At 39.2% G+C, this 10835-nt stretch carries 10 protein-coding genes and 1 pseudogene; 5 read left to right on the forward strand and 6 right to left on the reverse strand.

The features are described from left to right. Both ACJHV0_RS09060 and ACJHV0_RS09065 read right to left on the reverse strand, forming a co-directional pair. Positions 1 to 176: pseudogene (locus tag ACJHV0_RS09060) on the reverse strand (MFS transporter); the annotation flags it as partial. Between the two features lie 122 nt (positions 177 to 298). Then, complete coding sequence (locus ACJHV0_RS09065; RefSeq protein WP_025236476.1) at positions 299 to 865, reverse strand: biotin transporter BioY; 567 nt, start codon at positions 863 to 865, stop codon at positions 299 to 301. 80 nt (positions 866 to 945) lie between these two features. On the opposite strand from ACJHV0_RS09065, the gene ACJHV0_RS09070 reads away from it, so the two are divergent. After that, the gene (locus tag ACJHV0_RS09070; protein ID WP_483133989.1) at positions 946 to 1701 is read left to right on the forward strand and encodes a BPL-N domain-containing protein; all 756 of its coding nucleotides are present in this window, start codon (positions 946 to 948) and stop codon (positions 1699 to 1701) included. On the opposite strand, the gene ACJHV0_RS09075 is transcribed toward ACJHV0_RS09070, so the two are convergent. From ACJHV0_RS09075 to suhB, 4 genes are all read right to left on the reverse strand, one after another. Further along, on the reverse strand, positions 1692 to 2486 hold the full coding sequence (locus ACJHV0_RS09075) for a TatD family hydrolase (protein ID WP_483133990.1): 795 nt from the start codon (positions 2484 to 2486) through the stop codon (positions 1692 to 1694). The genes ACJHV0_RS09070 and ACJHV0_RS09075 overlap by 10 nt on opposite strands. Before the next feature lie 66 nt (positions 2487 to 2552). Continuing rightward, positions 2553 to 4139 (reverse strand): carbon starvation CstA family protein, encoded by a 1587-nt coding sequence (locus tag ACJHV0_RS09080; protein WP_483133991.1) that lies wholly within the window; start codon positions 4137 to 4139, stop codon positions 2553 to 2555. 183 nt (positions 4140 to 4322) lie between these two features. Further along, positions 4323 to 6176 (reverse strand): 1-deoxy-D-xylulose-5-phosphate synthase, encoded by a 1854-nt coding sequence (dxs, locus tag ACJHV0_RS09085; protein ID WP_334234623.1) that lies wholly within the window; start codon positions 6174 to 6176, stop codon positions 4323 to 4325. 54 nt (positions 6177 to 6230) lie between these two features. Next, positions 6231 to 7043, reverse strand: coding sequence for an inositol-1-monophosphatase (suhB, locus tag ACJHV0_RS09090; RefSeq protein WP_483133992.1), 813 nt, complete (start codon positions 7041 to 7043; stop codon positions 6231 to 6233). Between the two features lie 179 nt (positions 7044 to 7222). Here suhB and ACJHV0_RS09095 point away from each other — a divergent pair, with 179 nt between their 5' ends. The 4 genes from ACJHV0_RS09095 to ACJHV0_RS09110 form a co-directional block, all read left to right on the forward strand. After that, entirely contained in the window at positions 7223 to 8248 is a 1026-nt protein-coding gene (locus ACJHV0_RS09095; RefSeq protein WP_334228882.1) for a TrmH family RNA methyltransferase, read from the forward strand. Positions 8249 to 8267: 19 nt separating this feature from the next. Beyond that, entirely contained in the window at positions 8268 to 9152 is an 885-nt protein-coding gene (locus ACJHV0_RS09100; RefSeq protein ID WP_483133993.1) for an NAD(+) kinase, read from the forward strand. 187 nt (positions 9153 to 9339) lie between these two features. Next, complete coding sequence (locus tag ACJHV0_RS09105; protein WP_283386250.1) at positions 9340 to 10317, forward strand: DUF1852 domain-containing protein; 978 nt, start codon at positions 9340 to 9342, stop codon at positions 10315 to 10317. Between the two features lie 12 nt (positions 10318 to 10329). Then, on the forward strand, positions 10330 to 10835 hold a 506-nt coding region (locus ACJHV0_RS09110; protein WP_483133994.1), incomplete at its 3' end, for a uroporphyrinogen decarboxylase/cobalamine-independent methonine synthase family protein.

Below are 10835 nucleotides of genomic sequence, written 5' to 3' on the forward strand. Positions count from 1 at the left end.
GCAAAAATGGTGCTTAATGCAGCTCCAATAAAGAAAGCCGCATTGAGTAAACCGATGATAATATCCGTTACCCCCATTTCGGCAAGTTTAATTCCTGCTGAGTTTAGAAATAAACCATAGCCGAAAAACAGAAAAAAGATACCTGAATAAAGGGAGTAAAATTTAGTGCTATTCAATGAATTCTCCTTAATCGGTTTACTATTATTAAAAACATTGTACCGACTTAATCACTTTTAGGCAAAAATAGGATAATCAGTTGAATAGAAAAGGCTTTGCATTAAGCAAAGCCTTAGAAAGATTAGAGTTTAGAGAAGAATTTGTAGCTTGGGCTAACTAAGATGCTTGCGAGAAGAGCCTTAAGCACGCCACCTAAAATAAATGGATATAAACCGGCTTGTAATACTGTGCCTTCCGGTACAAAGAAATAAAGTTGTGCTAAGCCGAATGCAAAAGTAATCACACTTGCAATTAATGCAACAAATAAGCTCTTCCAAAAAGAATTTAATACGCCTTTATCACTATAATAGCCTAAGAAATAGGCAGTTGGGATATAACCCAATAAGTAGCCCCCTGTCGGACCAAAGAAGTGATGGAAACCTGAAGCACCACCGGCAAAAACAGGTAATCCAATTGCCCCTTCAAAGAGATAAAGTAATACTGCTGCCGTTGCCGCTTTACGCCCCATTGCAAAACCAACAACCGTTAAAGCAAGTGTTTGTCCTGTAATTGGTACTGGGTACATAGGCACAGAAATTTGAGCAAAAATAGCAAGTAAGGTTGCACCGATGAAGGTTTTCAACCAAAATGTCGTTGTACTATTGGCTTCTAGCCAACGTTTAGTTTGAGTTAATTGAGTGGTGAACATACTTTTCTCCTTAAATATAGTAAAAATGTTCACCGTGGATTATATAAGAATACATCTTTTAGGGTAAATGCAAATTTAAAATGGTAAAACCAGCTTATATTTATTGTGATGAAGGTAGCAGCGAAATTAGTGTTCATTCATTGTTATTAGCGGTAGAGCAGCATTTACAACGCCCAGCTTGTCCTATCAATGCTGAACAAATTATTCAAGGCAAATTATCCGATGGCTGCTTATTTGTAATGCCCGGTGGGGCAGATTTGCCTTACTGCAAAAAATTAAACGGAGAAGGCAACCGTAAAATTCGCCATTTTGTTAAACAAGGCGGAGCTTATCTCGGTATCTGTGCCGGAGCTTATTATGGCTGTGCTGAATTGGATTTTATAGGACTTGGCTATAGTGTAAAAGGTAGCCGAGAACTTTCGTTATTTAATGGTGTTGCAAAAGGTAGCTTACCTAAGTTTACGAATGGAAAGCTATACGATGAAGGGGTCGAGAGTAAAGCGATGATCGAGATAACACTTGCAGAAGGTAAAAAAATGACGTTTTATTATCACGGTGGTTGCTGCTTCGAGCAAACACCTAAAGCAGTTTACCGCCCATTGGCTTACTATCCAGATGGATCATACGCGATGATAGAAGGAGATTTAGGGCAAGGATATTATCTGCTCTCCGGAGTGCATTTTGAATTACAAGCGGTCATTTATCAGCAGAAAATTGTAAATTGCTGTGAAGATCGTGAAATAAAAGCAAAAGAAGAAACAATTTGTGCCTATTTTGATAAAAATTATGGCTTGCAGGTTTGGCAACACCTAAAAAGAAGATTAAATCAAGTGTGAGAAAATAATCTCTCACTATTCTGCCAAATGGTTTCAGCGATAATTTTGGGTTGCTCATTTCGCAATTCACACAAACTATTAAAACTCATAATAAGCCGTTCCGGTCGATTAGGCTGCCCTTGAAAACCGAAAACAGGCATATCAGGAGAATCAGTTTCCAACAATAAACTTTCTAGCGGTAATTTTCGGATTGCTTCACGGGTTTTGTTCGCTCGTTGATAAGTAATTGTGCCGCCCACGCCAATTTTATAGCCGAGATCAACAAAACGTTTTGCTTGTTCATAACTCCCTGCAAATCCGTGAATCACGCCGGTTTGAGAAAGTTGTGCTTTTTTTAAAAACACAAATAACTGATCGTGGCTTTTACGTGAATGAAGATTAACTGGCAAATGGAATTTTTTCGCAAGAGCAAGTTGTGCCTCTAAAAACTCACACTGTTTTTTCCATAGTTCAGGAGAAGAAACTTCGATCACGGCTTTTTCTAAGCCTATTTCACCAATTGCAGTACAGAGTGGAGCTTTTTGACTGAGTCGATTTTCTAATAAATCTAAATCAGAAAGTTGATGTTGTTGAATATAGAGTGGGTGTAAACCTAAACCATAAACAATATTTTCCGGCTTTTCATTAGCACAGGCGGTTACTTTTTCAAAATTTTTTGCAAAAACAGAAACCACTAATATTTTTTCCACTTGATATTTTTGAGCATTTTCCACCAGCGTAGAAATGCTTAAATTAAGGCTTTCTGAAAGGTAATCAAGATGAGTGTGAGTATCAAAAAATCGCATAGACAAAGTTGTACAGCTAATAAAAATGGGGACTTATTGTCCCCATTTTTGCATTTTTAATCAAGTTTAGCTGGTAGCTAACTCATCTTCATCACGCACATTATATGGTTTAAGTAATGTGAAGAAGCAGATGATACATACTACTGTAATCGCTAAACCGATGTACACTGATAATTGGTAATCTAAACCAAAGCCGATTTTATTATAAGCTAAATAAGTTGCACACACGGTTGTTATGAACCACGCCGGGATTGAACATACCCAGTGGAATTTGTTGTAGCGATATAAGTAACCTGCGGCTGTCCATAACATTACCATTGCTGTCATTTGGTTTGCCCAAGTGAAGTAACGCCATAATACGCTGAAGTCTAATTTCGATACAATAAAGCCAAGAACAAACAGTGGAATTGCAATGTATAAACGTTTTACTAATGCACGTTGTTCGATACCAAAGATTTCCGCTAATTGTAAACGTGCTGCACGGAATGCGGTATCGCCTGAAGTAATTGGTAATACCACCACACCTAATACCGCGAAGATACCGCCGATAAAGCCTAAGAAGTGTAATGAGCTATCATATACTACTTTAGACGGTGAACCTGCTGCGATGGCATCTTGTAATGCTTGTGGGCTTTCATAGAATGCAAGACCTACCATACACCATACTAATGCGATTACACCTTCAGTAATCATCGCACCGTAGAAAATGAAGCGACCTTCGCTTTCATTTTGTGCACAACGTGCCATTAATGGCGTTTGTGTTGCGTGGAAGCCTGATAATGCACCGCAAGAAATCGTTAAGAATAGTAATGGCCAAATTGGAACATCACCTTTCACTTGGAAGTTTTGAGTGAATTTTTCCCACGTTAAGCCCTGACCATCAGCATTTACCGTACGGAAGAAGTCAATTGGATCTGCCGCACTTAAATGAGCACTCACTAAACCATACACCATACCCACAGACATAAAGAGCAATAATGCACCGAAGAATGGGTAGATACGACCGATGATTTTATCCACAGGTAATAAGGTAGCTAAAATATAGTAACCGAAGATAATTAGTGTCCAAACTGAGATAACGGTTGCTTTATCCATTCCCCAGACAGTAATACCGCCTGCTGCAACAGCTTCTTTTACCGCTTCAACATCACCTAATTCCATTGCACCTTGGGTTGCACCTGCAACATCCATTGTAATGGTTGCTAATAATTGAGCCGGGCTTGCAACGAACACCACACCTACTAATAAAAGCAGAACTAATTCCATTACGTTAATAAATAATTTAACCGGACGACCTAAAAACTTACCTGCAAGGTTTGGCATTGTTGCACCACCATTACGGATACTTAACATACCACAGAAATAGTCGTGTACTGCACCGGCAAAGATACAGCCGATAACAATCCATAACATTGCAACCGGTCCGTATAACGCACCTAAAATCGGACCAAAGATAGGACCCGTGCCGGCAATATTTAATAATTGAATAAGCCAAATTTTCGTTTTCGACATTGGCATATAGTCCACACCATCTCTCATTGAGTTAGCCGGTGTTAATTTATTTGGATTAATCACGAAGATTTTTTCGATGATTTTTCCATAGGTAAAATAGCCAAGAATAAGTATGGCTACGCAAAAGAAGAACCACAACATAATAGAAATCCTATAATCTATAAATGAATGAAGAAAGATTTTTAGTATAAATACTAAAAAGTCGTGTCATTGTAAGTAGGAGTATGAGTAAAGTAAAATAAATTGTGAGATTTATGTGAAATATTTTGCCAGAAATGTGAACTATGTCAAAAATCCCCTGCCTAAAGGGGATTTTTTATATGATTAAGAATAGAATTTTTGAATTTTTGCTTCAATTCCCTTCGCATCTAACTCAAGTTCGGCATAAGCTTCAGGTTGAGTAGATTGAGGCACGAAGAAATCAGGAATACCAAGCATTACAAGCGGTTTAATTTTGCCGATATTTTGCAAATATTCATTTACAAAACTCCCTGCTCCACCTTGAATAGCATTTTCTTCAAGGGTAACGAAAAGCTCGTGTGAATCCGCCATTTTTTGGAGTAAATCTTCATCAAGCGGCTTAACAAAACGCATATCAACAAGCGTATAATCGTGTTTTTCTGCCACAATTTTTGCTTCATCTAATAATGCCCCGAAGTTTAAAATTGCAACTTTTTTGCCTTCACGAATTACCCTCGCTTTACCCACTTCTAATGCTTGCATTGGTTGCAACGCTACACCTTTTGCATTCCCTCTAGGGTATCGAATAGCGGTTGGCGTATTCATTGTATAAGCGGTATAAAGCATTTGACGCATTTCGTTTTCATCGCTTGGTGCCATAATTGTCATATTTGGAATACAACGCATAAAGCTTAAATCAAATGCACCTTGATGGGTTTGACCATCTGCTCCCACAATTCCGGCTCGGTCAATGGCAAAAATGACAGGCAAGTTTTGAATTGCCACATCGTGAATAAGCTGATCGTAAGCTCGTTGTAAGAAACTCGAATAAATAGCAACAACAGGTTTATAACCTGCAATTGCTAAGCCTGCACCAAAGGTAACAGCGTGTTGTTCGGCAATTGCCACATCAAAATACTGTTCCGGAAAACGTTTGGAAAACTCCACCATCCCCGAACCTTCACGCATTGCTGGAGTAATGCCGATAATTTTCGAATCACGCTCTGCCATCTCACATAGCCAATCACCAAAAATATTGGAATAGGTTGGCGGAGCTTTTGATTTAGGCAACTCATTAATTGTTAGATCAAATTTAGGTACACCGTGATAGCCGATAGGATCATTTTCCGCAGGACTATAACCTTTCCCTTTCTTAGTGCGAACGTGTAAAAATTGCGGTCCTTTCAACTCACGCATATTGCTTAAAGTTTTCACTAATTCATCAATATTATGACCATCAATCGGACCAATGTAGTTAAAGCCTAATTCTTCAAATAAAGTACTTTCTGGCGAAAAAATAACGCCTTTCATATGCTCTTCACTTTTCTTCATAAAGTTTTTGATGGTCGGCACTTTATCAAGAATTTTTTTGCTTCCATCACGCACAGAAGTGTAAAGCGAGCCAGAGAAGATGCGAGCAAGATGATTATTTAATGCCCCCACATTTTCTGAAATCGACATTTCGTTATCGTTTAAAATCACTAGCATATCAGTATGCAATGCACCTGCGTGATTTAACGCTTCAAACGCCATACCTGCGGTAATTGCTCCATCACCAATCACACAAACGGTTTTACGTCCGGCATCTTCTTTTTCAGCTGCAACCGCAATACCTAAGCCGGCACTAATGGAAGTAGAAGAATGCCCAACACTTAATACATCATAAGGGCTTTCTTCACGCCAAGGAAAGGGATGAATGCCATCTTTTTGACGAATGGTGTGCATTTGCTCACGGCGACCTGTTAAGATTTTATGTGGATAAGCCTGATGTCCTACGTCCCAAATCAGTTGATCAAATGGGGTTTGATAAACATAATGCAATGCAACCGTAAGCTCCACCACACCTAAACCGGAGGCTAAATGACCACTTGTTCGGCTCACAGACTCCAGTAAATAGGCTCGCAATTCATCAACTACCTCTTGCAGTTTGTCTGTCGGGAGCAAACGCAAGTCTTCAGGAGAGTTGATTTCATTTAACAGAGGATACTTCTTTTCCATCATATTTATTCCCACAATTTATTCGCAAAATGAGCAAATGATATTGTTATAAAATTAAGCTTTTAATTCTTCAGTTAAAGTTGGCAGAATACTGTTTAAAATTTCTTTTACGACACGACCATTACCAACCACTAAGTTGCCCGATTTTAAGTAATCTGTTCCGCCGACAAAGTTAGTTACAATCGCCCCTGCTTCACGAGCGATTAATTCGCCTGCTGCACAATCCCACGGTTTTAAGCCGATTTCAAAGAAACCGTCCACACGACCGGCTGCAACATAAGCTAAATCTAATGCTGCCGAACCTGTACGACGAAAATCAGCCACACCATTATTCATTAATGCTTCAAGCATATTTAAGTGTGCTTCACGATGTCTTAACACTTTAAAAGGGAAACCTGTTGCTAATACAGTGCCTTTTAAATCACGGCGTTCTGCATCAATGCGTAAGCGGAACTCATTTAATTTTGCTCCTTCACCACGCACTGCAGTGAAAAGCTCATTACGGATAGGATCGTAAACCACTCCTACTGTTGTACGACCATTCTCACGAATGGCAATTGAAACAGAGAAATGCGGTAAGCGTTTTACGAAATTAGTTGTGCCATCTAATGGATCAATTACCCATTGCACATTTTCATTGCTACCGTTTAATACGCCTGACTCTTCCGTTACGATAGAATGATCAGGGTAAGATTTACGGATCACATCAATAATTGCCGCTTCAGCCGCTTTATCAATATCGGTTACATAATCATTTGTATTTTTTTGAGAAACTTGAGTATCTTGAGGCGATTGCTCATAGCCTTTGGCAATAATATTGCCTGCTTTTCGTGCAGCACGAATAGCAATGTTTAACATTGGGTTCATATTTCCACCAGATTTTAAAGAACATAAGAAAGCACCGATTATAAAGAAAGTAGCCCGATAAAGAAACAACAAGCGGTCTAATCTGTGAAATTTTTTGCAAAAAAATGGCTTTTTCTAACCGCTTGTAAATTGTATTCGTTATAATAAGCTTAATTTTAGCCACAACTTAGGTATGAAAAATGAAATTTAAAGAAAATAATGAGCCTCGCTTTAAAACTAGAGATGAAAAGAGAACGAGCGATCGTTCTTCCCGCTTTTCAGAAAAAGGCAAAGAGCGAAGCTTTGAACGCAAAAATGAGCGAAATGATAACCGCAAAGCCAATTTTCAACGTGAACGCTCTGAACCAATTTACCCAACCGAAGGCAGAAAAGCCAGCGGTGAAGGCAGCGTGCAAATTTGGGTAAAAGGCGGTAACTCATCAAAAGAGAAAAAAACAGGTCCGCTTTCGCCTCGAGCACCGGAAAAAATTAAGAAAAACCGCTTAGAGGAAATGAAAGTGTATGGCGAAAATGCGTGTATCACATTATTCCAACAACGTCCTGAATCTATTGTGCGTTTATGGGCAACCGTTGAAGGTGCGAAGAAATTAGGCGATGTAATGAGCTATTTAGCCGAAAATAAAAAGGCATATCACGTTATCGATCGTGAAGAAATGGAACGTGTAACCGGTACTGAACATCACGGCGAGATGTGCTTATTAGTGAAAAAATCGTCATCATTCGTGTTAGAGGGCTACTTACAAGTCCCGAAAAAGCAAGATTGTTTAGTATTGCTAGATGGCGTGAATAATGCACAAAATGTTGGCGGTATTATCCGTACCTGTGCATTTTATGGGGTGAAAGGGATCATCACGGAAAATGTAGATAGCTTAAATTCAAGTGCGGCAGCTCGTGTAGCGGAAGGTGGATTAGAGTTTGTGCGTGCTTTAGAAACGAAGAATAAGCAAATTGCGTTAGTGCAGTTACGCCAAGCCGGCTACCAAATTGTACATCTAACCCGCCATAAGCAAGCTCCATCTTTAACTAAAACGAAATTGGCAGAGAAAGTGGTCTTTGTATTAAGTGAAATTCCGGCAAGCGAGATTGCTTATATGGAAGATACTACTGTACAGCTTTCATTTAACAATCCGTTAAATAGTGGTTTAAATGTGGCAGTTAATACAGGTATTCTGCTTAACCAATGGTATCAAACCCATATTCTCTAGTCGTTTATAGGAATAGAAAATGAACCCACAAAAACCGTTTGAAGTTATTGCAATCGTTGGCACGCCTCGCCACGATAGTGCCTTTGAAACACATCTCGCAGTGTATAACTGGTTAAAAGATCAAGATTACACCATTTTAGTGGAAAAAGAGGTCGCTACCCAGTTACAGCTTGCAGAAAGTTATTGCCTAGATGAAATCGGGCAACGAGCTGAACTTGTAATTGTGATTGGCGGTGATGGCAATATGCTAGGCATTGCTCGTGCCTTAGCCAAATATCGTGTACCGCTTATCGGCATTAATCGTGGTAATTTAGGTTTTTTAACCGATATTGCCCCTCAAACGGCTTTTGAGCAGCTTTATAGCTGCTTAGTGAAAAATGAATATGTCATTGAAGAGCGTTTCTTGCTTGAAGCCTATATTGAACGTAACGGCAAAATCATTTCATTAAATAATGCCTTAAATGAAATTGTGGTTCACCCAACACAAGTCGCTCGAATTATTGAATTTGAAGTTTATATTGACGGCAAATTTGCCTTTTCGCAACGAGCAGACGGCTTAATTGTTGCAACCCCAACAGGCTCAACTGCTTACTCACTTTCTGCCGGCGGTCCAATTCTCACCCCGAATATGAATGCTATCGCACTTGTGCCAATGCACCCACACACGCTTTCATCACGTCCGTTAGTCATTGATGGCGACAGCCAAATTTCACTCCGCTTTGCAAAATATAATACCCCTGATTTAGAAGTGATTTGTGATGGGCAGGAAAAGATGAGCTTTAGCCCTGAAGATCGTGTATTAGTTAGAAAAAGCCCTGATAAATTACAACTACTGCATTTAAAAGATTACAACTACTTTACTGTGCTAGGTTCAAAATTAGGCTGGGCGAGTAAGTTATTTTAAAGTGTAAAATATCCCTGCCCATTATAGATACTCATTTTTTACAAGCGGTCATTTTTTTCTGACATTTTGCAGGTTGAATATGAAAGTTATTCATATTCAACTTCAAAACATATCATTTTTATTCAACAAAAATTTATGGTTCAATAAGTCATCTCAATAACAATAAGAACTCAAAGGAGACGTTAAGATGACTACAGATTTCAAATGCCAAGTTCACACCATTGAATTTGATGAAAACTATGAACCAGCCAATAGCACTCGCTTAACCACCAATTTTGCCAATCTTGCACGCGGCGAAAACCGTAAGCAAAATTTGCAAAATACGATTACGATGATCAATAACCGTTTTAATGATTTAGCGAATTGGGATAACCCAAATGCGGATCGTTATTCTGTGAAATTAGACATTGTGTCCGTAGATATTGACGTAGAAGGTAAAGGCGAATTTTTCCCAGCTCTTGAATGGCTTAAAACCTATGTAATCGATCACAAAACAGGCAAGACCATTGATGGTATTGTAGGTAACAGCTTTTCATCTTATGTGCGTGATTATGACTTTAGTGTTCTATTACTTGATTACAACAAAGATAAACCAAGTTTCAGCGTACCGGAAGGCTATGGCGATTTACACGGCAAGCTCTATAAACACTTGGTAAACTCGCCTGAATATCAAGCAAAATTCCCAAAATCACCTGTGATTTGTTTAAGTGTGGCAACCACTCGCACTTATCACAAAACCACCAATGTTCACCCAATTTTAGGGGTAGAATATGTGCAAAATGACTATTCATTAACCGATGAATACTTTGCCAAAATGGGCTTAAAAGTACGTTACTTTATGCCACCAAAATCAGTTGCACCTTATGCGTTCTATTTTGATGAAAACACGGATCTACTGAACGATTATAGTAACTTGGAACTTATCAGTACTATTGCAACAATGGAAGCTTTCCAAAGAATCTATCGCCCGGAAGTGTATAACGCAAACTCTGTAGCAGGACAGGTTTACAAAGCCAGTTTGACTTATGGCGATTACTCTACTACCCAAGTGGAATATGACCGTGAAGAGCGTACTCAGCTTGCGATCAAACAAGGCAAATACACCGAAGAACATTTTATTAAGCCATATCAAGCTATTTTAGATGCTTGGTTAAGTGAAAAATAGGAATAAAAAAAGATGAGCAAAATCCTTCTCCCAACTTCTACCGCTGGCAGTTTACCCAAACCGGCTTGGCTTGCTGAGCCTGAAAAACTTTGGTCTGAATGGAAATTCAGTGGCAGTGAATTACTACAAGCAAAAAGAGATGCCCTTTTAGTTTCACTTGCTGAGCAAACAGCAGCTGGCATTGATATTGTGAGTGATGGTGAACAGACTCGCCAACATTTTGTAACAACCTTCATTGAGCATTTAGACGGCGTAGATTTTAACAAGCGTGAAACCGTCCGCATTCGTAACCGTTACGATGCCAGTGTGCCAACCGTGGTAGGAGCAGTTTCTCGCCCTAAATCCGTATTTGTTGAAGATGCAAAATTCCTTCGAGCCCATACTGACAAACCCATTAAATGGGCGTTGCCGGGTCCAATGACGATGATAGACACCTTATACGATGCTCACTACAAAAGCCGTGAAAAGCTAGCGTGGGAATTTGCCAAAATTTTAAATGAAGAAGCGAAAGAGTTAGA

This window comes from Mannheimia sp., from assembly GCF_056854775.1.

What these genes read in the sequence shown, in the direction of transcription:
- dxs (WP_334234623.1), bottom strand. Translation starts at nt 6,176, where the DNA reads ATGGAAAAGAAGTATCCTCTGTTAAATGAAATCAACTCTCCTGAAGAC.
- ACJHV0_RS09080 (WP_483133991.1), bottom strand. Translation starts at nt 4,139, where the DNA reads ATGTTGTGGTTCTTCTTTTGCGTAGCCATACTTATTCTTGGCTATTTT.
- ACJHV0_RS09070 (WP_483133989.1), top strand. Translation starts at nt 946, where the DNA reads ATGGTAAAACCAGCTTATATTTATTGTGATGAAGGTAGCAGCGAAATT.
- ACJHV0_RS09065 (WP_025236476.1), bottom strand. Translation starts at nt 865, where the DNA reads ATGTTCACCACTCAATTAACTCAAACTAAACGTTGGCTAGAAGCCAAT.
- ACJHV0_RS09075 (WP_483133990.1), bottom strand. Translation starts at nt 2,486, where the DNA reads ATGCGATTTTTTGATACTCACACTCATCTTGATTACCTTTCAGAAAGC.
- ACJHV0_RS09100 (WP_483133993.1), top strand. Translation starts at nt 8,268, where the DNA reads ATGAACCCACAAAAACCGTTTGAAGTTATTGCAATCGTTGGCACGCCT.
- ACJHV0_RS09095 (WP_334228882.1), top strand. Translation starts at nt 7,223, where the DNA reads ATGAAATTTAAAGAAAATAATGAGCCTCGCTTTAAAACTAGAGATGAA.
- suhB (WP_483133992.1), bottom strand. Translation starts at nt 7,043, where the DNA reads ATGAACCCAATGTTAAACATTGCTATTCGTGCTGCACGAAAAGCAGGC.
- ACJHV0_RS09105 (WP_283386250.1), top strand. Translation starts at nt 9,340, where the DNA reads ATGACTACAGATTTCAAATGCCAAGTTCACACCATTGAATTTGATGAA.